Source organism: Nocardia sp. NPDC102475 (assembly GCF_055584605.1).
The window spans coordinates 1-26,204 of record NZ_JBVJLS010000014.1; the positions used below are offsets into that span (position 1 = coordinate 1).

General features: G+C 65.6%; 25 protein-coding genes. 14 read left to right on the forward strand and 11 right to left on the reverse strand.

Going from position 1 to position 26,204, the window contains the following annotated elements:
• Positions 1 to 77 precede the first annotated feature (77 nt).
• Positions 78 to 713 carry a DUF1707 SHOCT-like domain-containing protein gene (locus ACZ60G_RS24470; RefSeq protein ID WP_465812579.1) on the reverse strand — a complete coding sequence of 212 codons (636 nt, stop codon included), beginning with the start codon at positions 711 to 713 and terminating at the stop codon, positions 78 to 80.
• Positions 714 to 832: 119 nt separating this feature from the next.
• Here ACZ60G_RS24470 and ACZ60G_RS24475 point away from each other — a divergent pair, with 119 nt between their 5' ends.
• Both ACZ60G_RS24475 and ACZ60G_RS24480 read left to right on the forward strand, forming a co-directional pair.
• Entirely contained in the window at positions 833 to 1,903 is a 1,071-nt protein-coding gene (locus tag ACZ60G_RS24475) for a DNA polymerase IV (RefSeq protein ID WP_465812581.1), read from the forward strand.
• 52 nt (positions 1,904 to 1,955) lie between these two features.
• Positions 1,956 to 2,951, forward strand: coding sequence for an oxidoreductase (locus tag ACZ60G_RS24480; RefSeq protein ID WP_465812583.1), 996 nt, complete (start codon positions 1,956 to 1,958; stop codon positions 2,949 to 2,951).
• 42 nt (positions 2,952 to 2,993) lie between these two features.
• Here ACZ60G_RS24480 and ACZ60G_RS24485 read toward each other — a convergent pair whose 3' ends face one another.
• Positions 2,994 to 4,874, reverse strand: a complete 1,881-nt coding sequence (locus tag ACZ60G_RS24485) for an ABC transporter ATP-binding protein (protein WP_465812585.1) — start codon at positions 4,872 to 4,874, stop codon at positions 2,994 to 2,996.
• 282 nt (positions 4,875 to 5,156) lie between these two features.
• On the opposite strand from ACZ60G_RS24485, the gene ACZ60G_RS24490 reads away from it, so the two are divergent.
• Both ACZ60G_RS24490 and ACZ60G_RS24495 read left to right on the forward strand, forming a co-directional pair.
• The gene (locus tag ACZ60G_RS24490) at positions 5,157 to 7,919 is read left to right on the forward strand and encodes an FAD-binding and (Fe-S)-binding domain-containing protein (protein WP_465812935.1); all 2,763 of its coding nucleotides are present in this window, start codon (positions 5,157 to 5,159) and stop codon (positions 7,917 to 7,919) included.
• Between the two features lie 314 nt (positions 7,920 to 8,233).
• Entirely contained in the window at positions 8,234 to 9,181 is a 948-nt protein-coding gene (locus tag ACZ60G_RS24495; RefSeq protein ID WP_465812587.1) for a DNA-3-methyladenine glycosylase family protein, read from the forward strand.
• A 152-nt stretch (positions 9,182 to 9,333) separates the two neighbouring features.
• On the opposite strand, the gene ACZ60G_RS24500 is transcribed toward ACZ60G_RS24495, so the two are convergent.
• Together ACZ60G_RS24500 and ACZ60G_RS24505 are read right to left on the reverse strand one after the other, a co-directional pair.
• Positions 9,334 to 9,540, reverse strand: coding sequence for a hypothetical protein (locus ACZ60G_RS24500; RefSeq protein WP_465812589.1), 207 nt, complete (start codon positions 9,538 to 9,540; stop codon positions 9,334 to 9,336).
• Positions 9,540 to 9,830, reverse strand: a complete 291-nt coding sequence (locus ACZ60G_RS24505; protein ID WP_327094872.1) for a hypothetical protein — start codon at positions 9,828 to 9,830, stop codon at positions 9,540 to 9,542. Before ACZ60G_RS24505 ends, ACZ60G_RS24500 begins: the two co-directional genes overlap by 1 nt.
• A 560-nt stretch (positions 9,831 to 10,390) precedes the next feature.
• Here ACZ60G_RS24505 and ACZ60G_RS24510 point away from each other — a divergent pair.
• From ACZ60G_RS24510 to ACZ60G_RS24525, 4 genes are all read left to right on the forward strand, one after another.
• Entirely contained in the window at positions 10,391 to 11,320 is a 930-nt protein-coding gene (locus ACZ60G_RS24510) for a helix-turn-helix domain-containing protein (RefSeq protein WP_465812591.1), read from the forward strand.
• Positions 11,317 to 11,514: a DUF397 domain-containing protein gene (locus tag ACZ60G_RS24515; RefSeq protein ID WP_465812593.1), complete on the forward strand. Its 198-nt coding sequence runs from the start codon at positions 11,317 to 11,319 to the stop codon at positions 11,512 to 11,514. The genes ACZ60G_RS24510 and ACZ60G_RS24515 overlap by 4 nt, the downstream gene beginning before the upstream one ends.
• A gap of 12 nt (positions 11,515 to 11,526) precedes the next feature.
• On the forward strand, positions 11,527 to 11,754 hold the full coding sequence (locus ACZ60G_RS24520) for a DUF397 domain-containing protein (RefSeq protein WP_465812594.1): 228 nt from the start codon (positions 11,527 to 11,529) through the stop codon (positions 11,752 to 11,754).
• Positions 11,755 to 11,915: 161 nt separating this feature from the next.
• On the forward strand, positions 11,916 to 12,113 hold the full coding sequence (locus tag ACZ60G_RS24525; protein ID WP_040697654.1) for a hypothetical protein: 198 nt from the start codon (positions 11,916 to 11,918) through the stop codon (positions 12,111 to 12,113).
• Positions 12,114 to 12,169: 56 nt separating this feature from the next.
• On the opposite strand, the gene ACZ60G_RS24530 is transcribed toward ACZ60G_RS24525, so the two are convergent.
• The 6 genes from ACZ60G_RS24530 to ACZ60G_RS24555 all read right to left on the reverse strand — a co-directional run bounded on the left by ACZ60G_RS24530 (position 12,170) and on the right by ACZ60G_RS24555 (position 19,884).
• Positions 12,170 to 12,916 (reverse strand): succinate dehydrogenase/fumarate reductase iron-sulfur subunit, encoded by a 747-nt coding sequence (locus ACZ60G_RS24530; protein ID WP_063042544.1) that lies wholly within the window; start codon positions 12,914 to 12,916, stop codon positions 12,170 to 12,172.
• 2 nt (positions 12,917 to 12,918) lie between these two features.
• Positions 12,919 to 14,859, reverse strand: coding sequence for a fumarate reductase/succinate dehydrogenase flavoprotein subunit (locus ACZ60G_RS24535; RefSeq protein ID WP_465812597.1), 1,941 nt, complete (start codon positions 14,857 to 14,859; stop codon positions 12,919 to 12,921).
• Positions 14,860 to 14,889: 30 nt separating this feature from the next.
• Positions 14,890 to 15,720, reverse strand: a complete 831-nt coding sequence (locus ACZ60G_RS24540) for a hypothetical protein (protein WP_465812599.1) — start codon at positions 15,718 to 15,720, stop codon at positions 14,890 to 14,892.
• Positions 15,721 to 15,991: 271 nt separating this feature from the next.
• Positions 15,992 to 16,279: a hypothetical protein gene (locus ACZ60G_RS24545; protein ID WP_063042550.1), complete on the reverse strand. Its 288-nt coding sequence runs from the start codon at positions 16,277 to 16,279 to the stop codon at positions 15,992 to 15,994.
• A gap of 232 nt (positions 16,280 to 16,511) precedes the next feature.
• Positions 16,512 to 17,519: an alpha/beta fold hydrolase gene (locus ACZ60G_RS24550; RefSeq protein WP_465812601.1), complete on the reverse strand. Its 1,008-nt coding sequence runs from the start codon at positions 17,517 to 17,519 to the stop codon at positions 16,512 to 16,514.
• A 409-nt stretch (positions 17,520 to 17,928) separates the two neighbouring features.
• On the reverse strand, positions 17,929 to 19,884 hold the full coding sequence (locus tag ACZ60G_RS24555; RefSeq protein ID WP_465812603.1) for an acyl-CoA dehydrogenase family protein: 1,956 nt from the start codon (positions 19,882 to 19,884) through the stop codon (positions 17,929 to 17,931).
• 275 nt (positions 19,885 to 20,159) lie between these two features.
• On the opposite strand from ACZ60G_RS24555, the gene ACZ60G_RS24560 reads away from it, so the two are divergent.
• The 3 genes from ACZ60G_RS24560 to ACZ60G_RS24570 all read left to right on the forward strand — a co-directional run bounded on the left by ACZ60G_RS24560 (position 20,160) and on the right by ACZ60G_RS24570 (position 23,180).
• Positions 20,160 to 21,530, forward strand: a complete 1,371-nt coding sequence (locus ACZ60G_RS24560) for a serine/threonine-protein kinase (protein WP_465812605.1) — start codon at positions 20,160 to 20,162, stop codon at positions 21,528 to 21,530.
• Positions 21,527 to 22,657 (forward strand): BTAD domain-containing putative transcriptional regulator, encoded by a 1,131-nt coding sequence (locus tag ACZ60G_RS24565; RefSeq protein ID WP_465812607.1) that lies wholly within the window; start codon positions 21,527 to 21,529, stop codon positions 22,655 to 22,657. Before ACZ60G_RS24560 ends, ACZ60G_RS24565 begins: the two co-directional genes overlap by 4 nt.
• Positions 22,658 to 22,763: 106 nt before the next feature.
• Positions 22,764 to 23,180: a peptidoglycan-binding domain-containing protein gene (locus tag ACZ60G_RS24570; protein WP_465812609.1), complete on the forward strand. Its 417-nt coding sequence runs from the start codon at positions 22,764 to 22,766 to the stop codon at positions 23,178 to 23,180.
• A gap of 8 nt (positions 23,181 to 23,188) precedes the next feature.
• On the opposite strand, the gene ACZ60G_RS24575 is transcribed toward ACZ60G_RS24570, so the two are convergent.
• On the reverse strand, positions 23,189 to 24,370 hold the full coding sequence (locus ACZ60G_RS24575) for an ATP-binding protein (protein ID WP_063042559.1): 1,182 nt from the start codon (positions 24,368 to 24,370) through the stop codon (positions 23,189 to 23,191).
• A 93-nt stretch (positions 24,371 to 24,463) separates the two neighbouring features.
• Between ACZ60G_RS24575 and ACZ60G_RS24580 the strand changes: the two genes are divergently transcribed.
• The 3 genes from ACZ60G_RS24580 to ACZ60G_RS24590 all read left to right on the forward strand — a co-directional run bounded on the left by ACZ60G_RS24580 (position 24,464) and on the right by ACZ60G_RS24590 (position 26,203).
• Positions 24,464 to 24,730, forward strand: coding sequence for a hypothetical protein (locus ACZ60G_RS24580; protein ID WP_465812611.1), 267 nt, complete (start codon positions 24,464 to 24,466; stop codon positions 24,728 to 24,730).
• Between the two features lie 460 nt (positions 24,731 to 25,190).
• A complete protein-coding gene (locus tag ACZ60G_RS24585; RefSeq protein ID WP_397044120.1) occupies positions 25,191 to 25,793 on the forward strand; it encodes a C40 family peptidase in 603 nt (200 codons plus the stop codon).
• Between the two features lie 2 nt (positions 25,794 to 25,795).
• On the forward strand, positions 25,796 to 26,203 hold the full coding sequence (locus ACZ60G_RS24590; RefSeq protein WP_465812613.1) for an RNA-binding S4 domain-containing protein: 408 nt from the start codon (positions 25,796 to 25,798) through the stop codon (positions 26,201 to 26,203).
• Position 26,204: the final 1 nt, after the last annotated feature.

A 26,204-nucleotide genomic window follows, 5' to 3' on the forward strand; every position in this document is an offset into this window, starting at 1 on the left:
ATCCGACAGCACAATCTCGACAGCAGAAGGCCCACGATGCGACACACAAAATAGGTTACATACTTACTTGCCTAATTTCAGGCGCGACACACTAGCGTCCGCCGGGTGGAGCGCGGAACGGTCGGCCGGGGCCGGCGCAGCAGCCAGGCTGGCAACGATCGCCGCGGCGGGCGCGGGTACTTCGCCACCACGGTCCCGGAGCCGATCTCCCCGTCGACTCGGAGCAGCGGCGATCCGGGCAGACTGCCCTCGGTCACCTTGTTCTTGACGGTGCCGCTGCCGGCCTGCACCCGATCGAGGTCGACCCGCCAGCCGCGCGGCACGATCAACTGGACCGTGCCGGAACCCACGGCGACATGCACGGCGACCTCGCGATGCGGGCACAGTGCCTGCGTGAAGTCGATTTTGATGCCGCCGGAGCTGCATTCGGCCGTGATCTCGGCCGGGACGATCCACGCGCCGTCCTTCACCCGCGCCCCACTGCCGGTGCGCAGTTCGATGGGTTCGCGGGCGGCGGCGATCACCGGCAGATCGGCGGTGATGGCGACGAGTTCGTGCGCCGTCTGCGCCGAATAAACCGCGACCAGCCGTTTATCCAGCTCGAGCAGATCGAGTTGCCCCTCGTCGACGGCGAGCTGCAGCTGCTTGGCCGCGACCTCGCGATCGATATCGCCGACCCGAACCGCGGGCAGGTTCTCCGGTGCGTCGGTCATGCGGCATCTCCCCTTGCTCGTCCTGACGGAGATCGTACGGACGGCTCGTTGCCGAGTCGACGACGAACGTTCGTGGCCAATTTCCGCTGCTTGTCATGGTCATGCGGTAAGACCTATGTATGCCCAGGTGGCTGCTGCACGTCGATCTCGACCAGTTCCAGGCGGCGGTGGAATTCCGCCGCCATCCGGAGCTGCGCGGCCTGCCGGTCATCGTCGGCGGCAATGGCGATCCCGACGAACCGCGCAAGGTGGTGACCTGCGCGTCGTATCCGGCCAGAGCATTCGGGGTGCGCGCCGGGATGGCATTGCGCTCGGCCAAGCGCAAATGTCCGGACGGGATCTTCCTGCCGCTGGATATGGCCACCTATGAGGAGGCTTCCGAGGAAGTCATGGCGCTGCTGCGGACCTTTCCCGGCCGCGTCGAGGTATGGGGCTGGGATGAGGCCTTCCTCGCCGCCGATACCGACGATCCGGAGCAGCTCGCCCGCGAAATCCGCAGTGCCATCGCACAATTGGAACTGACCTGCGCCATCGGCATCGGCGACAACAAGCTCACGGCCAAGCTGGCGACCGGCTTCGCCAAATCCGCGGGCAAGTCCTCGGCCGCGCCCGCCGATACCGTCGGCGCGGCGGCGGGGATCTTCCGGCTCACCGCCGCGAACTGGGTCGAGGTGATGGCACACCGGCCGACGAATGCGCTGTGGGGCATCGGAAATCGGATCGCCGCGCGGATGACCGAACTCGGCATCGAAACCGTCGCCGACCTGATGGCCGCCGATCGCCAGCGCCTAGCCGCCGAATTCGGTCCGAATACCGGCCCGTATCTCTGGGTGCTCGGCCACGGCAAAGGCGATACGGACGTCACCACCGAACCGCGAATTCCGGTGGGCCGCAGTAAATCCGAGACCTTCCCACACGACCTGACCGATCCCGAGGAGATCCGCGCCCAGGTGGCGCGATTGGCCACCGAGGTCGGCGAGGAGATGGCCGCCGCGGGTCGCACCCCGCTGCGCGTCTCGGTGACCGTCCGCAGCAATACCTTCTATACCCGTAGCAAGCAGGAGAAACTCCCCGAGCCGACCACCGATATCGCGGCCATCGTGGAAACCGCCCTGCGCATCATCGACCGGTTCGAACTGGATCGCCCGGTCAGGCTGCTCGGCGTGCGCCTCGAACTCGTACCGCAATAGCCGGCGGCGAAGATCCGCCCCGGCACCGGCCGACGCTCGTATGCTCGTCGGCATGGAGTTCTGGGCGATGGTGGCACAAGAATCGGACAGCGGGATCGTGCTCACGCGGCAGCAGGTCAACGAGGAATTCCTCGGGCCGGGTGAGGTCACGATCAAGGTGCACTACTCGAGCGCGAACTACAAGGACGGGCTGGCGATCACCACGGGCGGCGGCGTGGTCCGGAATTATCCGATCATCCCCGGCATCGATATCACCGGTGAGGTCGTCACCTCCGAGGTCGACGATTTCGCGCCCGGCGATCAGGTGGTGGCGCACGGCTATGACATCGGCGTTTCGCACCACGGCGGCTTCGCCGAATACGCCAGGGTGCCCGCCGACTGGGTCGTCAAGCTCGACGATCTGAGCACCCGTGACGCGGCCGCGCTCGGCACCGCGGGTTTCACCGCCGCGCTCAGCGTGCAGGGCCTGCTCGATCACGAACTCACCCCGGACACCGGCGCGGTACTGGTCACCGGTGCGACGGGCGGTGTCGGCAGCGTGGCCATCGACATCCTGTCGGGCCTCGGCTTCGAGGTGATCGCCTCCACCGGAAAGACCGATGCGGGTGATCGGCTGGCCGAACTCGGCGCGAACGAGGTGATCGGCCGTCTGCCGGAGGATCCGGATGCGAAACTGCGTCCACTGTCCAAGGCCACCTGGGCCGGTGCGGTGGACAGCGTCGGCGGCAAATCCCTCGCCTATATTCTCAGCGCGATCGGCTACGGCGGTGCGGTCGCGGTCAGCGGCCTGACCGGCGGACCGGATCTGCCGACCACCGTCATGCCCTTCATCCTGCGCGGCGTATCGCTGCTCGGCATCGACTCCGCGTACGTCCCGATCGACAAGCGCCGCGCGCTGTGGGCACGACTCGCCAATGAGCTGCGGCCCCAGCACCTTTCGACCATCGAGAACTTCGCTCCCATTACCGAGGCCGAGCAGGTCCTGCACGCGATTCAGCACGGCAGGCATTCCGGTCGCACCGTATTCGGCGTCGCAGGCGAATTCTGACAGTACGCACCGAAGCCCGGTTCGAGCCGGGCTTCGGTGTGCTCAGGCTGCGACTTCGACCGGCTCGTCCGCGAACTGCGTGCGGTACAGCTCCGCGTAGCGCCCATCGGCGGCCAGCAGTTGGGTGTGCGTGCCGCGCTCCACGATTCGGCCGTCCTCGAGCACCAGGATCTGGTCGGCGGCCCGAATGGTGGAGAGGCGATGTGCGATGACCAGTGCGGTTCGACCGTCCAGCGCTTCGGAAAGCGCCTCTTGGACAGCGGCTTCCGAGGTCGAGTCCAGTGAGGCTGTCGCCTCGTCCAGGATCACCACGCGTGGTTGTTTGAGCAGCAGCCGCGCAATGGTCAGTCGCTGGCGTTCACCGCCGGAGAGGCGATAGCCGCGTTCACCGACGACGGTATCCAGACCGTCCTGCAGTGAGGTCACCAGCTCACGCAACCGGGCCCGCTGCAACGCATCCCACAGCTCGGCCTCGGTGGCCTCCGGTCGGGCCAGCAGCAGATTGGCGCGGATGGTGTCGTGGAACAGGTGGCCGTCCTGGGTGACCAGGCCGACGGTGTCCCGGATCGATGTCGTGGTCAGCTCGCGCACATCCGTGCCATTCAGCCGCACCGCACCACCGTCCACGTCGTAGAGCCGGGAAACGAGTTGGGCCACAGTGGATTTCCCGGCACCGGAGGAACCGACCAGCGCGACGAGCTGACCGGGCTCGGCTCGCAGCGAAACATTGTGCAGCACGTCTACCCCGCCGCGGGTATCCAGTGTCGCGACATCCTCGAGCGAGGCGAGCGACACTTTGTCCGCCGACGGGTAGCCGAAGGTGACATTGTCCAGTTCCACCGCGACCGGACCCGCTGGCACCGCGACGGCATCCGGTGCGTCCTCGATCAGCGGTTTCAGATCCAGCACCTCGAAGACCCGCTCGAAGCTCACCAGCGCGGACATGATCTCCATCCGAGCACTGGCCAGCGCGGTGAGCGGTGTGTAGAGGCGGGTCAGCAGCAGCGAAAGCGACACCACTGCACCGGCATCAAGCTGGCCGCGCAGCGCGTACCACCCGCCGAGTCCGTAGACCAGTGCCAGTGCCAGCGCCGAAACCAGGGTCAGCGAGGTGACGAAAACCGTCTGCAGCATCGCCGTGCGCACCCCGATATCGCGCACCCGACGCGCCCGGAGTGCGAATTCGTCCGACTCCTGCTGCGGCCGTCCGAACAGCTTCACCAGCGTCGCGCCGGGTGCGGAGAACCGTTCGGTCATCTGAGTGCTCATCGCCGCATTGAGACCCGCGGCTTCGCGCTGCAATCCGGCCAGCCGATTGCCCATCCGCCGCACCGGAACCACGAATATCGGCAGCAGCACCAGCGCGAGCAGCGTGATCTGCCAGGAGATGCGGACCATGACGGCGAGGGTGAGCGCGAGAGTGACCAGATTCGTGACGACACCGGAGAGCGTGTCGCTGAACGCGCGCTGAGCGCCGATCACATCACTGTTCAAACGGCTGACCAGCGCGCCGGTGCGGGTCCGGGTGAAGAACGCGATCGGCATCTTCTGCACATGATCGAACACGGCCGTGCGCAGATCCAGGATCAGCCCCTCACCGATCCGCGAGGACAGCCAGCGAATGATCACCCCGAGTGCGGCATCGACCACCGCGAGCCCGCCGATCAGGACGGCGAGAGTGACCACGACGCGCGGCGCCGCGCCGCCGACGATGTCGTTGACCACCCGACCGGCCAGCACCGGCGTCGCCACCGCGAGCAGTGCGGACACCACGCTGAACAGCAAGAACGCACCGATCCGGCGGCGGTGCGGCCGCGCGAACCGCAGAATGCGCTGCGCGGTCGCGAGCCGGAACGGCCGCTGCTCCTGCGGCGCGTTCGCCCGCCGATACATCTGGCTCCAGGCCACCGATTCGATACTCACTGTGCTGCTCCCTCTCGCTCCCCGCCCATCGAACACCTGGCCACCGACATTAAGACCTCAACAAAGGTTGAGTGCAAGTCCATTCCACGCGGATTCCGCGCACAGCGAAACCGCCGCATCCAGTCCTTGGCGCCAACCACTGGGTGCGGATCCGGCAAAGGTGTCCGGAACAGGACATCAGTGCCGATTCGAACCAGAGTACGGATCCGGACAAAGGGTCCGGATGTGGCGCGGGTGGTCGGGGATGTGCGTGCATAGGCTGGTGGGGTGAGCGAGGACCAGATGTCCCATGCGTTGCGTCGCAGGATCGCGGGTGAGGTCGACGCGTCCTTGCGTCGGCGCGCCGAGTACTCCTCCGATGCGTCGAATTATCGGGTGCTTCCGGCCGCGGTTGTTTTTCCGCGCGAGGCCGAGGATGTGGCGCGCACGCTCGAATTCGCCAAGGGTAATGGGCTGCCGGTTACCGCGCGTGGTGCGGGGACGTCGGTGGCGGGCAATGCCATCGGCCCCGGGATAGTCGTGGACTTCAGCCGACATATGAATGGCATCGGTGAGCTGGACCCGCAACGGCGCATCGCACGCGTCCAACCCGGCGTTGTCCTCGCTGAATTACAGCGAGAGGCCGCAGTTCACGGGCTGCGGTTCGGGCCAGATCCGTCGACGCAGAATCGGTGCACGCTGGGCGGGATGATCGGCAACAATGCGTGCGGACCGCATGCGGTGGCATGGGGGCGCACCTCGGATAATGTGCGTGAGCTGCGCATTCTCGATGGGACGGGAGCCGAGCGGACGCTGGCGGCGGACCCGTCCGTAATTCCCGGCCTGCCCGAATTCACCAGGGCCGGTCTCGCGGTGATCCGCACCGAACTCGGCCGATTCGGTCGACAGGCCTCCGGCTACGGGCTGGAACATCTACTGCCGGAACGTGGTTCGGGTGTCGCGAAGTCATTCGTTGGCACCGAGGGGACCTGCGGGTTGCTGCTCGAAGCGACGGTAGATCTGGTCCCGTTGCCGCGGGCCACGGTTCTCACAGTGCTCGGTTATCCCGATATCGCGACGGCCGCAGACGATGTCGCGGCGGTCATGGCCTGCGACCCGATTGCGGTCGAGGGCATCGATGCGCGACTGGTCGATATCGTGCGCGTGCACCGCGGAGCCACCAGCGGTGTGCCGGAACTGCCGCGCGGTAGCGGCTGGCTGTTCGTCGAGTCCGTCGGTGATACTCCCGCCGAGGCATATGCCGCGGCCGAGCAGCTCTGCCGAACCGTCGGTGCGATGGACTCCAGGATTGTCACCGATCCCGGTGCCGCCGCGGCACTTTGGCGCATTCGTGCCGAAGGCGCGGGACTGGCCGGTCGCACTCCGGCGGGTCATCCGGCCTGGCCGGGCTGGGAGGATGCGGCCGTCCCGACCGAGCACCTCGGTGCGTATCTGCGCGATTTCGCGACGCTGACAACGGACCACGGCGTGGACGGACTGCTCTACGGTCACGTCGGCGACGGCTGCATCCACGTCCGTCTCGATCTGCCGATTGCCGATGCGCCGCAACGCTTTCGGAACTTCATATTGGATGCGACCGAGCTGGTGGTCCGCTACGGCGGCTCGCTATCCGGCGAGCACGGCGATGGCCGGGCCCGCTCGGAATTGCTCTCGATCATGTACTCCCAGGACGCGCTCGACGCATTCGCCGGGTACAAGGCGCTTTTCGATCCAGATGATGTGTTGAACCCGGGCGTCCTGGTTGCGCCGCGTCCCATCGATGCCGACCTGCGGCTGGTCGGAGTGCGGCCGATCGGAGCGGGCGGCTTCGCATTTCCGCACGACAACGGCGATATCGCCACGGCCGTGCATCGCTGCGTCGGTATCGGCAAATGCCGCGCCGACACCCGCGCGACCGGTGGTTTCATGTGTCCGTCGTATCTGGCCACCGCCGACGAGAAGGACAGCACCCGTGGCCGAGCGCGGGTGCTGCAGGAGGTGGTGCGCGGTGCACTCCCCTGGTCGTCCGAGGCGGTCGCCGAATCGCTCGATCTGTGTCTGTCCTGCAAGGCATGTCGTTCCGACTGCCCGGCCGGGGTCGATGTGGCGACCTACAAATCCGAGGCGCTCTACCGCCGCTACCGGCGCCGCCCGCGTCCGATCGATCATTACTCTCTGGGTTGGCTGCCGCGCTGGCTCGGTGTCGCGGGTCGCATGCCGCGCGCGGCGAATGCGCTGGCCGAAATCGGGTGGTTGCGCCGAATCGCCCTGCGTGCGGGTGGAATTGATCCGCGACGTGCGGTACCGCGACTCGCCGACCGCGGTTTCCGCAGGAGCTGGCACGAGCGGGGGGACTCTGACGGGGCACCCGAAGTGCTGCTGTGGATCGACACCTTCACCGACGCCTTCGACCCCGAAATAGCCCAGGCCGCAGTACAACTGATCGAATCCCTCGGCTACCGAGTCCGGATACCGCGACGGCGCCTGTGCTGCGGGCTCACCTGGATCAGCACCGGACAACTCGAGGGTGCTCGGGCTCGGCTGCGTGCGACACTGACCGAATTGGATGAGCATGTGCGCGGCGGCGGCATCGTCGTCGGCCTCGAGCCGTCCTGTACGGCGGTCCTGCGCTCGGACCTGCCGGAACTGCTACCGGACGACCCGCGCGCGGCTGCTACCGCCGCTGCCGTGCGCACGCTCGCCGAATTCCTTGCCGAACAGCCGAACTGGCGGCCGCCACCACGACCGGGACACTCGGTGGTCGTCCAACCGCATTGCCATCACCATGCCGTAATCGGCTTCGACAAAGATCGCCAATTATTAGCTAGCATGCAGATAAATGTGACAGAGGTCACCGGCTGCTGCGGTCTGGCCGGAAATTTCGGAATGCAATCCGGCCATTACGACATTTCGGTCGCCATCGCCGAGAATGGCTTGCTCCCGGCGCTACGGAATGCCGACGAAGATTCGATCTTCATAGCCGACGGGTTCTCGTGCCGAACCCAGGCCATGCAGCTGAGCGGCCGCCGAGGCCTGCACTTCGCGCAATTCCTGCTCGGCGAATGAGCCTCAGCTGCCGAACGGCAGCGTGCCGGACGGAATCTGGTAGCCCGAACTGCCCGCGGAAACCGCACCCCAGGCATTGAGCAACCAGTTGAGCGCGTTGGTGATCATTTCGTACCTCCGTTATGGCGACTGCCAACTATTTGCCGAACGCATCAATATCGCCACACCAATTCTTCGCGTTACAAAATAGCGGGGACCAGTGATTATGCCGAATCCGTATGACAAAATCGCACATTCGGACCGAAACAATTGCGAGCCGGGCAACATCCGAGGCCCGCGCGCCCGCCGCCCTCCTACCGGGGCACAATGGGGCGGTGCGCAATCAGACGGCCGCGCCGGAGCGGAACCGGACCGGCCTGACCAGGACGATCACGGCCGAGCGGCCGATCGATCTCGCGTCCACCCTCGCGCCACTTTCCCGCGGCCACGGCGACCCCTGCCACCAGGTCACCCATGACGGCGCGCACTGGCACGCCTCCCGAATGCCTACCGGCCCGGTCACCTACCGCCTGATCCAAGCCGATCGCCACACCACCGACGCCCGCGCCTGGGGTCCGGGCGCTGCCGAATTCCTCGACGGACTCGACCACATGCTGTGCCTGGATGAGGACGTCTCCGACTTCGCCCCCGAACATCCGAAGATCGTCGACGCGCACCGCCGCTTTCCCGGACTGCGCATGCTGCGCACCGGCCTGGTCTTCGAGGCCTTGGTACCCGCCGTGCTGGAACAGAAGGTGCACACCGTCTCCGCCCGCGCATCATGGCGAAAGCTGGTGCGGCAGTTCGGCTCTCCCGCCCCCGGCCCCGCCCCCGCCGGACTGCTGCTGCCACCCGACGCCGATACCTGGCGCAAGATCCCGTCCTGGACCTGGCACCGCGCCAATGTCGGGCCGCAGCGCGCGCAGACGATCGTGCGCGCCGCCCGGGTGGCGGACGCGCTGGAGCGGGCGGCGGCCGAAAGTCCGGCCGAAGCCGCCCGCCGCCTGCGCACGGTGCCCGGTATCGGGGTGTGGACCGCCGCCGAGATCGGGCAGCGCGCCTTCGGTGACGCGGATGCCCTCTCGGTCGGCGACTACCACCTCGCGGCCATCGTCGGCTGGACCCTGCTCGGTGAACCCATCGACGACGACGCGATGGTCGAATATCTGGAACCGCTACGGCCACATCGCTATCGGGCCGTCCGCCTGCTGGAGATCAGCGGTTACGCGCACAAGCCGAAGTTCGGCCCGCGCACCCCGCTCACCGATCACACCTGGCACTGAGCGGATCCGCCGGACAACTCGCTTCGGCAGGCCGTATTTCGTCTGCGCGACAGCCTGCCGTCGATGTGCCAGGGACTCGGCGGTTACCCAGCGCAGCACCCGAATGCAGTCGGCAAGCACCTCCGGGACGCCCGGTGGCTCGGCAGCGGGCCTCATAACGGCAGGGCGCGCTCGTCCAGCACACATTTGCCCGCCTCGACCAGCGTGGTCCGCGCCGCACGGCGGACAAGGCACCGGTCGACGGTGCAGTCGATATGCAACTGCATTGCGGCGTGGGCTTGTTCGGTTGTCAGCACACCAGGGTTGTTTCCGCAGGCCAATAGGGATACGACGGGCATGTGCAGGTTGGTGAGTTGCATCAGGCGACCTCCGCCCGGCGGCGCACCGCGCGGACTTGTCGGGTGTATCGGGAGATCGGTCCCTGATCCCACGGTGCCTGTCGAACCGCCATCCCCAACGCCTCGAGTACGGTGAGGCCGACCTCGTCCGCGAGATCGCCGACCGCGGCGAACAGCGAAGGCACCACCTCAGCAACCTTCAGAGCGGCAACCGCCTGGTCGCAGGTCAGCGTGCGTCCGGGCAAATAAGAAACCACCCAGTTCTCCTGCCCGACGCTGCGGGCACGATGCGGGGTCAAATCGCTGGTCATCAAGGACGACGCTATGACACTTACAGCCATGACTCCTCGTTCCTACTTGCGATTCCTGCGGGGCTCGCGACGCGCCCGGAGGCGGTAGCTTGCGTGACCACGGAGGGCGCCGCGAGCGTCGCCATCGAATACTGTGCGCGCCCGGAGGTTTCACAGGAGGAGGGGAAAGGCGCCTGTTCGGCTCCGGGCACACTCTCAGCACACCATCGCGGCAGGTGGTGAACAGCGTCCTTGGTGGATATCCAAAGATTTGAGGCGAATTCCCAGCACAAAACCCAGCAGGGAAGGGAGGATTCTCCATAGTGGACGAAAGAGCCCTCTGCCCAAGCGAAGTGCCGGGGAACCGAGCTTGTGGGGTCGCCCGGAGCAACCGTTGGGTTTGCATCCGAACCCGCGGCGTGAGCGAGCGCAGCGAGCGAACCATGTAACAGGGCGCATCGCGCACGCCGGAGCCGAGCCTCAGCGAGGCGCAGGCGTGAGCGACGGGCCCGGAGGCGGGAGCCTGCGTAACCACGGAGGGACCCGAGAACGTCGCAGTTGAATACAGAACGGAGCGTGCTGTGTCAGCGAATTCGGCAAGAGCATCGGAAACCCCGGACCGGCTATCCCCTGAGAACGCCGCCTCCACTCTACCTAGGCGCCAGCTCGGCAGGTATCTCCGGGACTGGCGGACCCAATCGGGTCTCACCATCGCGGATGCATCCAGGCTGATGGAGTGGGGTGCAAGCACGTTGCAGCGCTTGGAAAAAGGCCAGGCCGACCGCATTCGAACGATCGACATCCAAGAACTGTGTCGTATCTACGGCATACCGGACGAATTGTCCGATGGCCTCAAGGGCCTGGCCCAGCAAGCCGCCGTCAAGAGCTGGTGGCATGCATACGGCGATCTCATCCCCGAAAATTTCGACGTCTATGTCGGTTTGGAGGCATCGGCACAAAAACTGACCTCCTACCAATCCGAAATCGTACTAGGCCTACTTCAGATTGCCGACTATGCCAGGGCACTCAATCGTCTTGGCTACCCGGATGATTCGGACGCGGAGATCGAGCGCCGAGTCCAATTGCGTATGCAGCGACAGGCTTTGATCACTCGTAAGGTCGCACCGGCGACGGTGAACGTGATCCTGCACGAGTCGGTTTTGCATCGGGTGGTCGGTGGCGCCAAAGTGATGGCGGCGCAGCTACGTCATCTTGCCGATATCAGCACCCAACCCAATATCTCCCTGCGTATTCTGCCGTTCGCGGCCGGTGTTCCGCTCGGAGTGTCCACCGGACCGTTCACAGTTCTCGAATTCGGTATCGATAGCAAAGGCCAGCCGATCGAGCCGCCGGTGGTGTACGCAGAGGGCTTCACGGGGGATCTCTACCTCGAAAGACATGCTGATGTACGGCGGTACGATCGTGCGCACGAGTGCCTCCAGCGCTGCGCGCTGGATATTCAACCCAGTAGACATCTGCTCCGGCAGATAGCGAAGGAGTATGTGGCATGAGTATGGATTTGGTTGGCGCGCAATGGGTCAAGAGCACGCGCAGCGGTGCGGGCAAGGACTGCGTCGAGGTCGCTTTTCTCGCGGGCGGCCGGATCGGCGTACGCGACAGCAAAAATCCCGGTGGACCTGCCCTCGTCTTCGGTACGGGCGCATGGCACGCTTTCACCGCAGGTGTTGCGGGCGGCGAGTTCTGAGGAGTTGCGGGCGTGAGCATCAATGAGGGCGCGAAAGTAGATTTGACCGGTGCGGTCTGGCGTAAAGCCGGCGAGGGCGCGGGTAAGGACAGCGTCGAGGTGGCGCTATTGGATGCCGGGCATGTCGCGTTGCGGGACGGTAAGGACCCGGACGGGCCGGTCCTGGTCTTCACCCCCGGTGAGTGGGCCGCTTTCACAGCGGGTGTGTACGATGGTGAGTTCGACCGGCCCGAGTCCTAGGGTGATCGACCCGGCGGTGTCGTTCCCGCCGGGTTCGGTCACGTGACGACAGACCGGGTCCCGGCCGTATTGATCAGATCTGCCCGGGAAGATCACGAAATAGCGCAGATTCGACAACGAAATCGCGTTTGCCGAGGGTCATTACGGGTAGCCCACTTCTTGTGGACCGTGGGCTCAAGAGTTCCCATCCCCGGTACAAGAAATTGCGGCCGGGCGATTGGGTGGAATGGCTGATCGTGGCACTGCTTTTCGCGGTGTCCGCGGTCGGCGTATTCGTCCTGACCGGCTCGTTCCTCTCGGCACTTTTCGTCGGAGTGCTCGTGTGGGTCGTCGCCGTCGGGGTTGTCGCGTTGTTATAAGGGTGCGCCGACCGGCCGGGTATTCCTACCCCGGCCGGTGGTCCAGTTTCGGTTGATCAGCGCCGGAAGAGCTTGTTGCCCAACCAGACCAGCGGATCGTACTTCTTGTCCGCCACCCGTTCCTTCATCGGAATCAGGGCATTGTCGGTGATCTTGATGTGTTCCGGGCAGACCTCGGTGCAGCATTTGGTGATATTGCAGAGCCCGAGTCCCTGCTCTTCCTGAGCCAGATCGCGACGGTCGGCCACATCGAGCGGATGCATCTCCAATTCGGCGATCCGCATCAGGAAGCGCGGACCGGCGAACGACTCCTTGTTCTCCTCGTGGTCGCGGACCACGTGACAGGTGTTCTGACACAGGAAACATTCGATGCACTTGCGGAACTCCTGGGAGCGTTCCACATCGACCTGCTGCATCCGGTAGTCGCCCGGCTTCAGGTCATCCGGCGGTGTGAAAGACGGTATCTCCCTGGCCTTCTGGTAGTTGAACGACACATCGGTCACCAGATCGCGGATCACCGGGAAGGTGCGCATCGGCGTGACGGTGATCAACTCGTCCGGCTGGAAGGTCGACATCCGGGTCATGCACAACAGCCGCGGCCGCCCGTTCACCTCGGCCGAACACGAACCGCATTTGCCCGCTTTACAATTCCACCGCACCGCGAGATCCGGGGCCTGGGTGGCCTGCAGCCGGTGGATGATGTCGAGCACCACCTCGCCCTCGTTCACCAGGACGGTGAAGTCGTGCAGTTCCCCGCCGTCGATATCACCGCGCCACACGCGGAATTTGGCGTCGTAACCCATTCTCACGCCTCGCCTTCCGTGGCCGAAACCGAACCTGCCGGATGGGAGGCGAGATCGGCTGAGTTGTAGTACTTTTCGAGCTCGCCCAGATCGAAGAGCGCGAGCAGATCGTCGCGCATCGGGATCTGGTCCTCCGGGGTGACCCGCACGCCGGGCACCGGTCCGTCCGCATCGGCGGAATCGACCGCGCACACCAGCAGCTTGTTGCGCCACTCCGGATCCATGGCGGGGAAGTCGTCGCGGGTGTGTCCGCCGCGACTCTCGGTGCGCAATAGCGCCGCTTGCGCGACACATTCGCTGATCAGCAGCATATTGCGCAGGTCGAGGGCGAGATGCCAGCCCGGGTTGAACTGCCGGTGCCCCTCCACGGTCACACTGTCGAAGCGGGTCCGCAGTTCGGCGAGGCGCTCGATGGCCTCCTGCAATTCGTGTTCCTTGCGGATGATGCCGACCAGATCGTTCATGGCCTGCTGCAGATCGGTGTGCAGGGTGTATGGGTTCTCGCCGGTCCCTTCGGCGGGCGGATCGAACGGCGCCACGGCGGCTTTCGCGGCCGCGTCGATGTCGGCATCGGCCACCACGGGGCGCTCGGACAGTTGTTCGACGTAGGTCGCTGCGCCGAGTCCGGCCCGCCGACCGAATACCAGTAGATCGGACAGCGAATTGCCGCCGAGCCGGTTCGAGCCGTGCATACCGCCGGAACACTCACCCGCGGCGAACAAGCCGGGCACGGTGGCCGCGCCGGTATCCGGCTCGACCTCGATGCCGCCCATCACGTAGTGGCACGTCGGGCCGACCTCCATCGGCTCCTTCGTAATATCTACGTCCGCAAGCTCTTTGAACTGATGGTGCATCGAGGGCAGCCGCCGCCGGATCTCCTCGGCGGGCAGGCGCGAGGCGATATCCAGGTACACGCCACCGTGTTCGGTGCCGCGTCCCTCCTTCACCTCCGAGTTGATGGCGCGGGCCACTTCGTCGCGCGGCAGCAGATCCGGTGTGCGGCGGGCGGAGTCGTTATCGCGCAACCACTGATCGGCCTCTTCCTCGGTCTCGGCGTACTGCCCCTTGAAGACCGGCGGAATGTACTCGAACATGAACCGCTTGCCTTCGGTGTTCTTGAGCACCCCACCGTCACCGCGCACACCCTCGGTGACCAGAATGCCCTTCACACTGGGCGGCCAGACCATGCCGGTCGGATGGAACTGCAGGAACTCCATATTGATCAGCGTCGCGCCGGCCCGCAGGGCCAGCGCGTGGCCGTCACCGGTGTACTCCCACGAGTTCGAGGTGACCTTGTAGGACTTGCCGATGCCGCCGGTCGCGACCACCACGGCGGGCGCCTCGAACAGCACGAACCGGCCGGACTCGCGCCAGTACCCGAACGCACCGGCGATCCGGTCGCCGTCCTTGAGCAATTCGGTGATGGTGCATTCGGCGAAAACCTTGATGCGCGACTCGTAGTCGCCCGTTTCCGCGAAATCCTCCTGCTGCAGCGAAACGATCTTCTGCTGCATGGTTCGGATGATCTCGAGTCCGGTGCGGTCGCCGACGTGCGCCAGGCGCGGGTAGGTGTGGCCACCGAAGTTGCGCTGGCTGATCCGGCCGTCAGCGGTCCGATCGAACAGCGCCCCATAGCTTTCCAGTTCCCACACCCGGTCGGGTGCCTCCTGGGCGTGCAATTCGGCCATGCGCCAGTTGTTGAGGAACTTGCCTCCGCGCATGGTGTCCTTGAAATGGACTTGCCAGTTGTCCTTTTCATTGGCATTACCCATCGAGGCGGCGCATCCGCCCTCGGCCATCACGGTGTGCGCCTTGCCGAACAACGACTTGCACACCACCGCGACGGAGAGACCGTGTTCGCGTGCTTCGATCACCGCGCGCAGTCCGGCGCCCCCGGCACCGATGACGACGACGTCGTACTTGTGCCGTTCCACTTCTGGCATGGCCGCGAAACTCCTGGTTTGTGAGGGCGGTTAGTTGATGAACCGCAGATCCGAAATCGTCTCGCTGGCAACCAACATCACGTAGAAGTCGGTCAGCACGAGCGTGCCGAGGGTGGTCCAGGCCAGCGCCATATGCCGGGTATTGAGCTTGGAGACCTGGGTCCAGAACCAGTACCGCACCGGGTGGGCGGAGAAGTGCTTGAGCTTGCCGCCCATGATGTGCCGGCAGGAATGGCACGACAGCGTGTAGGCCCACAGCAGCACCACATTGCCGACCAGGACGATATTGCCGAGACCGAAGCCGAAACCGCCGGTCTTGCCGTGGAACGCGGTGATCGCGTCGTAGGTGTTGATCAGCGAAACCAGCACGGCCACATAGAAAAAGTAGCGGTGCACGTTCTGGATGATCAGCGGCAGTTTGGTCTCGCCGGTGTACTTGGCGTGCGGTTCGGCGACCGCGCACGCGGGCGGAGAGAACCACACCGCGCGGTAGTAGGCCTTGCGGTAGTAGTAGCAGGTGAGCCGGAACCCGAGCAGGAACGGCAGCACCAGGAAGCCCAGCGGCAGGATGGCCGGGATGTGGCCGAACCATGCGCCGAAATGGCTGGAGCCCTCGACGCAGTCGCTGCTCACGCACGGTGAGTAGAACGGGGTCAGGTAGTGGTACTCCGGAACCCAATATGCCGTTCGCACATACGATCTGATCGTCGCGTAGGTGACGAAAGCGGCTAGTCCGACGGCGGTTACCAGCGGTGGGACCCACCACCGGTCGGTGCGCAGGGTGCGGGTGGAGATGGCGGCCCTGGTCTTGCTGAAGACGCCGGTGCCCGTTTCCGGGGCGGCGGTCGGTGCGGCACTCACAGGTGGATGCCTCGCTGATCTGCTGTGCGGATGGTCCGCGCGACCTCCGCAATCGAATGTGATGCTGAGCACCATACGACACCCCCGCTATGGCTCGAGCGGGGTCCCGGCAAAGCCGACCCGCCTGGGGGGACGTGATTTCTGCCACATTCGATCGAGGTTTGGTCGCCACACAGGGCGGTGAACCCGTTACACCGCGCAGATCAGAGCGGTATTGCGAGCAGATACGGTCGCGGGCCCGCTCGGCGTCGAGCCGGGTCCGCGAACCGGATTACTTTGTGCGCGGGCGGGAATGGAAGCCGAGGCCCTCGTCCTGTGCGCCCATCCACGCGGCTTCGTCGGATTTGCTGTCCGGTACGTAGATGGTCTCTTGCGGACGGCGCGTGATCTCCTGCGGCGGCGACTGCTCGAGTTCGTCGGCATCGATGACGAGCCGCTCGAGGTCGTTTTCCAGTCGTCGCACCGAATTGGCGTCGCCGTAGTGGGAGCGCAGTGCGCCGATGGATTGCCGGAGCTGGCCGACCGCGTAGCGCAGTTCCGCTATGTCGCTGCGTGTCATCGATACCTCCTGTGTTCCTTGGCGGACAGACGAACTCGATGGGTAGCGATGGGTTCCATGGTCTGCCTGGGAACGCGCTCTACCGAGTCGTGTGACTCACCACACAACGTGATCTTTAACACAGTACGTGAGGAATTCGATTTTGGCTCGTGGTGCCCACAATTTCGGTGGTTCGCCCGAATGTTGCCGAGTGTTGGCTACCGGCCTGTTGTGTGTTCCGACGAACGGTTCGTCAGCTGGCGGTGGCGTATTCGGGGCCGTGCCCGTGCATGGCGGTGACGGCCCGGTCGAACAGCGCGACGATGGACAACGCCACCTCCTCGGCCCGCTCCAGATGCACGCTGTGGCCCGCGCCCTCGAGCCGGACCAACTCCGAGCCCACCAGTTGCGAGGCGAGTACCACCGAATGTGCGAAGGGCACAACGATGTCGGCCGACCCGGCCAGCACCAGCGCCGGAATGCCGCCGAGGTGGTGCAGCGATGCGGTCTCGTCGAAGGTCATCAGCGAGGCCAGGAAGCTCGACATGGTGAGCAGCGGGGTTTCGTTCATCATCGCGGCGGCCACCGCGACCATGCGCGGATTCGTCCGCTTGGTGCCCATATTCGCCTCGCGGGCGATCGGCTCGAAGATCCGGCGGGAAAGACGCTTCGAGGCCTGCATGAATCGGGGCGCTCGCAGCACCGCGAGCTGCAACGAGTTCACCGCGCGCCGATTCAGGAAACGGCCGAGCCCGACCTCGGTGATGCCATTGGCCGCACCTGCGATGAGGCCGACGCCGACCACCCGGGTGCCGATGGTCGCCGGGAACAGCCGGGCGTAGGCGAGGGTGACCATCGCGCCCATCGAATGTCCGATGAGGATGATCGGGCCGGTCGGCGCGACCGACCGCAGCACGGCGTCGAGGTCGTGGCCGAGTTGCTCGATGGTGTAGGTCGAGGGATGGGCAACGCCGGATTCGCCGTGTCCGCGGTGGTCGTAAAAGACCATCCGTACGTCCGAACTGCTGTGCTTACCCGCCCCGCCCGCTTCGCCGGCTGCCATCTCCAATTGCCGCAACAGTTGATCGCGCAGGAATGACCAGGACTCGGCCCGCAGACAGTGACCGTGTGCGAAGACGACGGTCAGTCGAGCATCGTCGGCGCCGAAGGTGCGGACCGCGATCGGGGTGCCGTCGTCGGCCGATACCGTCATCCGGTGGCCGTCGTATTCGGCGGCTCGGCGGGCAGTCGTCGTGGACATGACGATTCTCCTGTGTCTGGTAGGACACCCGGTTCGGAGCGTTCTTGCCCGGTTGTCGGGCGGAATTCCCGCCCCGTTAGCGTGCCATACCGTCCGTTATGTACGCGTTGTCCAACTGACGCCGCTGATCGACCTGGCCCGGGCGCGCGAGCCCGTGGATCGGTAAATCTATGAATGGATAGGTCAGGCGCTAGATTCCGGTAGACGTCCATGATCGACCCGTGGCATTGCCATCTATCGGGTAATCGATCGGATCTCCTAGAGTCCGCTAGAAATTGTTATGGGACCGTAACCATACGTCGAGTATCGGAAATATGTCTATATCTAGAAATTTTCCGAGATATATGAATACTCATCACGCGAAGAGCCGTCACCCACGCATGGGTGACGGCTCGTCGCGGTTGCGCGCCTAGGTGCCCGCGTGGCTACGGGTCGACGGCAGGAACGGTCGCAGCAGGTTGGTCTCGGTCGACGGTCCCACCTGCCATTCGGCGATCCACGGTCCGGTGCCCTCGCTCGGATCGAAGATGCCACCCTCGAGCCACTCGTAGCGGCCGTCGAGGATGTGGCGGGTGAGGGTGCGATCGTCGTCATCGGTGTTGTCCCACAGCGCGTCGAACAACTTCTTCACCCGGATCCGCGACTGCCTGCTGAACGTATCGGCCAATTCCTCGGCGGCCTTGGCCTCCGGCGCGCCCGCGGTCCGCAGTGCCTGCGCGCGCACGCAGGCGGCCGAGATCGCGAACAACTCCGCGCCGATATCGACGATGCGGCCGAGGAAGTTCTGCCGGTATTCCAGTCCGGCCTGCCAGCGCGCCATCGCGTACATCAGCGATCTGGCCTGCTTGCGGGCGCTGCGCTCGACGAAGCGCAAATGCCGTGCCAGCGGACCGAATTCGGCATAGGTCGCGGGCACCGTGCCCGCGCCGACGGCCAGTTGCGGGAACCACTTGGCATAGAAACCACCCGCGCCGACCGCCGCCTTGGCCTTGTCCTTGAACTCCGCATTCCGATCGACCAGCGCACCGGCGGCGGCCATATGGGCATCGGCCATCTCCCTGGCGACCAGCAGTCGCATGATTTCGCTGGACCCCTCGAAAATGCGGTTGATCCGCAGATCGCGGACCAGCTGTTCGGCTCCGACCGCGCGCTCACCGCGGGCCCGCAGCGACGCCGCCGTCTCGTAGCCCCGGCCGCCGCGGATCTGCACGAGTTCGTCGGCGATCTGGCAGCTCATTTCGCTGGCCCAGAGCTTGGCCAGGGCCGCTTCGATGCGGATATCGTTGCGGGCCTCGTCGCACATGGTGGCCGAAAGGTCGAGCGCGGCCTCGAGTGCGTAGGTGGTGGCCGCGATGAAGGAGATCTTCTCCCCGACCGCCGCGTGCTCGCCGACCGGCCGACCCCACTGCACCCGCTGCGTGCACCACTGCCTGGCGATCTTCAGCGACCATTTCGAGGCGGCCGTGCACAGCGCCGGGATGGCGAGGCGGCCGGCGTTCAGTGTGGTCAGCGCGATTTTCAGGCCGTCGCCCTCGCGCCCGACCAGGTTGCGCTTGGGTACCCGGACGTTGTGCAGCCGCGTGACACCGTTCTCGATGCCGCGCAGGCCCATGAACGAATTGCGCCGCTCCACCGTGATGCCGGGCGAATCGGCCTCCACGATGAAGGCCGAGATGCCGCCGCGGTGGCCCTCGCTCTTGGGAATCCGGGCCATGACCACCAGCAGTTCGGCGACCACGCCATTGGTGGTCCACAGCTTCACGCCGTTGATCTCATAGGCCTCGCCGTCCGCGGTCGGGGTCGCGGTGCTGGCCATGCGGGCCGGATCGGAGCCGACATCGGGTTCGGTGAGCAGGAACGCGCTGACCGCGCCCGCCGCGCAGCGGGGCAGGAATTCGGCCTTCTGCTCGGGGGTGCCCGCCAGCTTCAGCGGTTCGGGCACGCCGATCGACTGGTGTGCCGAGAGCAGGACCCCGAGGCTGGGGTGCGCGGACCCGACCAGCATCAGGGCCCGGTTGTAGCCGACCTGGGATAGGCCCTGGCCGCCGTACTCCTGCGGGATCTTCAGGCCGAAGCAGCCGAGTTCGGCCAGACCCTTGACGTACTCGTCCGGAATCTTGGACTCCGCCTCGATGACGCTGCCGTCGAGCGATTCGCAGAACGGCCGCAGCCGGGCCAGATAGGCCTCGGTGCGCGCGGCGTCCTCGTCGCTGGGCTGAGGATAGGGGTGGATCAGATCGAGCCGGAATCGTCCCAGAAACATCTCCTTGGCGAACGATGGTTTGGCCCAACTGGTTTCGCGGGACTCCTCGACCAGTGCGCGGGCCTGTTCTTCGGTGGCGTCGACTTTTGCGGTTGTCGCCATGATGTCCTCCTCGGACGTGATCAGGATCACATAAGAGTGTAGGAGGGTTTGTTACCAGCCGGTAGATGTTGAGGTGGAGCGTTATCTATCAATCTCTGATGATCTTGATAGACAGGCAGATATGCCCTAGCGATTGCTTGCGGATCGCTCGAAAGGGTCAGCTGACGCTTGCCGTGCACCGGGTGCCGGAGTTGTCTTGACACCAAGCTTCGGATGTGGGGTAGTGGGCTGAAACGCGCCGGACAACGTGGTCCGAATTCCCTTGGAGGGTGGGGATGTCATTGCGGTCCGGGCAGGTATTCGCAGGGTATTCGATTGTGCGGCCGCTCGGTTCCGGCGGAATGGGAGCGGTCTATCTGGCCGATGATCCGGCCCTGCCGAGGCAGGTGGCACTCAAAGTACTAGCCAAGAATCTCGGGGCTGATCATCGTTATCGCAGCATCTTCCGGCGTGAGGCCGATCTGGTGTGCCGCCTGGACCATCCGAATGTCGTTTCGGTCTACAACCGGGGCGAGGAGGGCGAGGCCCTGTGGATGGCGATGCAGTATGTGGATGGCACCGATGCGAGCGAGCTCATGCACTCCGAGCCCGGCGGATTGGCGCCGAACCGGGCGGCGCGCATCGTGTGCGAGGCCGCGAAGGGGCTGCATCACGCGCATGAGCAGAATCTGCTGCACCGTGATGTCAAACCGTCGAACATCCTGGTCGCCGACGGCGCCGACGGTGAACGCGTACTGGTCGCCGATTTCGGGCTGGCCCGCACCGTCGAGGATGCCGCGACGGTAACCGAAACGGGTTGGCGCGCTTGCACTCCCGCCTTCGCCGCGCCGGAGGTGCTGCGCGGTCTCGCGGTCGATCGCCGGGCGGATATCTATTCCCTGGGCGCCACCTTGTCGGCGCTGCTGACCGGCGCGAATCCGAATGGGGGTTCGCCGTCGCCGGCCGGCACGCGAACGGTGCGGGATACGCTCGCGCCGACTCGAGTGCGTCCGGATGTGCCGCCGGCGCTGGAAGAGGTGATCGCGCGGGCGATGGCGGCGGAGCCGGAGCGGCGGTATCAGACCTGTGTGGAATTCGCGCGGGCCGTCGAGCTGGCGGTCAGCGATACCGAACGCTGGCCGTACCGGTCGGGGTTGTCCGGCCTGGTGCGTCGTCCGCGTGGCCGCATCGCCGCACTCGGGGCAATCGCTGTCGTTGCCGTGGCAGCAGTGATGATCGCTGTCTGGCCGACTGCCAATCGGTCCGATGGCGCGACCCCCACGACGCCGCCGCAGACGAGCGCTGCGAAGACGGGCCTGCTGCGGTGCTATTGGCGGGTGCGGGTACCGATCGGCACCGACTTCTATCTCGAATTGCCCAGCGGAGCAGCCGATCACGACGATTCGCGCTGCGCGCTCAATGACGGCGATCGAGGCGATTCGGTGCTGGCCTTGCGGCAGGCGCTGACCATGTGCCACGGCATCGAACTGGATGCGACGACGGTGTACGACACGCCGATGAAGCGCGCCATTCGGCATCTGCAGGTCGACCACGGCGCCGCGGTCGACGGCATCTACGGACCGGAGACGCGGGCGAAAGCCATCCAGTGGCCGGTATTTCGGGTCGCCGACGGCGCCTTCGACGGCCGATGCGTACCGGCGCCATGACACCCGGTGCCGAGACGCCGCTCGATGTACGCATCCTCGGTCCGGTCCGGTGGTACGTCTCGGGTCGTCCGCTCGCCGTCGGCGGACCGCTGACCAGGGCGATGCTCGCGGTTCTGGTCGTCAACCGGCGCAATGCCATCTCGCCGACGCGGTTGGCGAACACCATCTGGGATGGTGACCCACCGCCCAGTTTTCGCGCGAACCTGCACAATCGCATCGCCGAACTGCGGGCCTCGCTGCAGGCCGCCGATGTGGCCGCGACCGCGATATTGCGCACCGACAGTTCCGGCAACTACTGTCTCGACATTCGCGACGAGCAATGCGATCTCGGCCGTTTCGAACAGGCCAGGACCGAGGCGATGGCCGCCTTCGACAGCGGTGAGCACGAACATGCCGCCGAGCACTTCCTGCGGGCACTCGGGGAATGGAGCGGCGCGGCCCTGGACGGGTTGCCGATGTCCACCTTCGTCGAGGCGTTCTGCGCACATATGGACGAGGAGCGACAGCGCACGCTGGAGGCGCGGCTGGATCTGGAGATCGCCGCGGGCCGTGCCGCCGAGGTCATCAGGGAACTGCGCGCGCTGACCGCACGCCATCCACTGCGCGAAACCCTGTGGGCCCAACTGATCACGGCACTGTACGAATCGGGGCGCGACGGCGATGCGCTGGAGGCATGTCGGGCGGTGCGCCGAATATTGCGGGATCGGGGAATGAATCCGGGTGACCGGTTGACCGGGCTCGAACAGCGGATCCTGCGCCATGAACCGCTGCCGAACCGGGGCCGAATTCGCTTGCGCCTCAGTGTGGATACCGATGGATCGACGCTGCTGGAGACGCTCGGCCACGTGCTGTTGTACGTCGATGACGGCAGGCGCTTCGAGGTGACCGGGGCGGGTATGACGATCGGTCGCAGTGCGGATAACGACATCCGGCTCGAGGATGCGAAGACCAGTCGGCATCACGCGAGCGTTGTGTTGGACGGTGCTGCGGCCCGGATCGAGGATCGTGGGTCGGCCAATGGCGTGTACGTCAATGACCAGCGCATTCGGGGTCGGGCCGCGCTGGTGCACGGGGACCGCATCCGGATCGGGTCGGTGCTGCTCGAGGTGCGGCGACCGCTGGCCTGAGCTGCGGGCGTGAGTACTTCGTTGGTCTGTCATTGGTCGCGCTTCCTAACTTGGCGCTACCAGCTTCGCCAGCAGGGGTGAGGCTTCGCGCACCACGAGGAACATCATGTACGCAGCACAGCTTTCCGGCGCTCATCGGATTCGCCGGGCGATTGCCGCAGCGGCCATCGGGGTCGCCGCGGTCGCCGGAACCGCCGCCATCGCGGCGCCCGCACATGCCGAGGTCCAGTACCCGGCATCGATCGATCAGTGCCTGGCGGCCAGGCCGACCCTGCAGGAGGGGGTGCGCAACCAGGGGCCGTGTGTCGCGGCGGTCCAGGCCTTCCTGACCTTCAGCTATGGCAACGGCCAGGTCGATGTCGACGGTAAGTTCGGGCCGAAGACCAAGGCTGCGGTGCGGAACTTCCAACGGGCCGTTGGCATTTACGACGACGGCGTGGTCGGCCCGGCCACGTGGCGGTCGCTGCAGAATGCGTGCACGTCGCAGGGGAATTGCGACTACCGCTATCCCTTGCCGTTCTGAGCTTTCGGCTACACGCTGCGCAGATAGCGACCGAAGTGCGGCACCGTGAACCCGATGGTGCCGCGCTCGGCCGAATAGATAAGTCCCTTCTTGATCAAACCGTCGCGGGCCGGTGACAGCGAGGCGGGTTTGCGGCCGAGCTCATTGGCCACCGCCGCGGTCGGTACCGGACCGTCGTCGCCCGCCAAATCGGCCATGGCGCGCATATATTCGCGTTCGGCCGGGGTGGCGCGCTCGTACCGGGAACCGAAGAATCCGACGGCCAGTTCCTCTTCGGCGCTCGGTGCCGCCACCTCGACATCCTCGGCGGTGATCGGGCTCTCGGGCGCCTGATCCCAAGCGGCTTTGCCGTAGGCCTGCACGAAGTACGGATAGCCATCCGCCCTCTGGTACAGGGCATCCAGCGCTTCCTCGGTGAACTTCACCTCTTCGCGCTCGGCCGGTGCGATGAGGGCTTGATCCGCCGATTCGCGGTCCAGCCGGTCGATGCGGTGGTAGCTGAACAGTCGCTCGGAGTAGCTCTTCGAGGCGGACAGCACCGCGGGTAGGTGCGGCAGCCCGGCGCCGACCACGATCAAAGGTGCGGTGTCCTGGCTCAATTCGTGACAGGCGCCGCAGATCGCGGAGATATCGGCGGGACCGAGATCCTGCATTTCGTCGATGAAGACCGCGATGCCGACGTTGATATCGCTGGCCAGCGCGGCCGCCTCCTTGAGCAGCTCGATCAGATCGATCTCGATATCGCCGGAGTCGGCTCGACCGGTGACCGCGGGTACGTCGATACCGGGCTGCCAGCGCTCCCGCATGCCCTTATCGGCGGTGGAGCGCAGCGCGAAAGCCTTGAGTATGCCGAGGAAGTCGTCGACGCGCTCCTGGTTGCGGTGTGCCATGGCTATCGCACGGACGGCCATATGCAGTGCCGACGACAGCGGGCGGCGCAGTTCCTGATCCGGGCGGGCCTCGATTTTGCCTGTGCCCCAACCGCGTGAGCCCGCGGCGGAGCGAAGTTGGTTGAGCAGCACGGTCTTTCCGACACCGCGCAATCCGGTGAGCATGACGCTGCGTTCCGGCCGACCACGCGCGATCCGCTCCAGTACAACGTCGAAGGCCTTGAGTTGCTTATCGCGCCCGGCCAATTCGGGTGGGCGCTGTCCGGCTCCGGGAGCATACGGATTCCGCACGGGGTCCATGCCCAGACACCGTAGCGCGTTTCGTCAGCCGAATCTGGCCATATATAAGGCGTGTCCTAGATATTGCTAGCGAACTATCGCATGCTGAGGGGCATGCCCACGGAACCACTCCCCACCCTTGCCGAGTTGGTCGAGTCCTGGAAAGTTCCCGCCGAAGCCCCTGTGGCCGGCCACATCCGGTCCAACATTCTGGAGGCGATCGAAGGCGGCCTCGACGATCCGCAACTCGTCGCGGATATCGCGGTGGGGCCGCTGGTGGTGGCGCTCGGTCGGCTGGAGGTCGGCTTGGCCGATGCGCGGCGGCGGATCGATGAGCTGGAGCGGGCACTCGGTCAGCGAAGTGCCGGATCCGACGGGTAGCAGATAGGTGGATCGCGAATCCGGTGGGCGCGGCGTCACTTCCAATGGGACTTCGATTCGATAACACGCATTGCGCCACCGATACCGTGTCGTGACCATTTTGGCGTGTCGCAATTGCGCCGCTCGTCCTGGGATTTTCGATCATCCACGAAGAGGCTGGTCTGTGCGCTGGACAACACCGCGTCCTGGCCGTAATCTCTTCGTGACCCAGTGGAGTCTGTCGGTTCGGAAGAGAAGCGGCGCCACTGAGTTACCGCCAAAACGGCTGTCGGGACCACCAATTCCGGCTGCCGTACCGGGACCCAGAGATTCAACTGGGAGTTGGGGCCGTTCTGCCGGTCCGAACCGACAGCTGACCCGGTCGGCGGGAGAGCAGAAAGATCGGAGACTCGGCTCGGTGGGTAAACACAGCTTGCAGCGGGAATCGCGGCTACCGAATTCCGTCAAGGGTGCGCTCGTCATGGGCGCGGTCGCCGCATCTACTGGTGCGATGCCCGCGATCCCCGCGATGGCGGCCACCATCAATATCCCGGGGATCGGCGATTTCGACGTCCCGGTTCCGCAGGAATTCGACCAGCAGGCCCAGGATCTGGGTAAGCAGCTCACCGAGGCACTCGCCTCGATGCCCGCCGCACCCGCCCCGGAGGCCGTTGCCCCGCAGGCCGCGCCGTCGCTCCCCGGCTTGTTCGCCCCGGCCATGCCGCAGATGTTCCACAACACCGCCAGTGACGTCGCGTTGGACGCCGCCAAGAGCAAGGTCGGCGCGCAGTACTCCTGGGGTGCCTCCGGACCGTTCAGCTTCGACTGCTCGGGTCTGGTCCAGTGGGCCTACAAGCAGGCCGGTATCGAACTGCCGCGCACCAGCTTCGAACAGTCGCACGTCGGCGCTCCGGTCGCATTCGAGGACCTGCAGCCCGGCGATATCGTGGTGACCAACGGTGGCGGCCACGTCGGCCTGTACGCAGGCGATGGCAAGCTGCTCAATGCGGTCCAGTCCGGTCAGCCGGTGTCCTACACCCCCCTGCGCCCCGACATGGTTGTGACGGCACGCCGTATGGTCTAAGGGTGGCATCCGCCCAACCGACTACCAAGAACACCGCCCCGAACCAGGCCCGCGTGGACTCCTGGACGTGGGCGGTGCGTATTTTCAAGACCAGGTCAGCGGCTGCGGAAGCCTGCCGCGGAGGCCACGTCCGGGTGAATGGTGTTACTGCCAAACCAGCCCAACCGGTTCGCCCCGGTGACGAGGTCCGCGTGCGAGCCGGTGGCATCGAACGCATTGTCATCGTGGAGCGCGTCATCACTAAGCGCGTCGGTCCGCCGATCGCCGCGCAGTGCTTGATCGACCGCAGCCCTCCGCCGCCGCCTCGGGAGATTCTCGTGGGCATGCCGCGCCGCGACCGCGGCTCCGGTCGACCCACCAAGCGGGAACGTCGCGAGACGGACCGTCTGCTCGGCCGCACTGATGACTGAG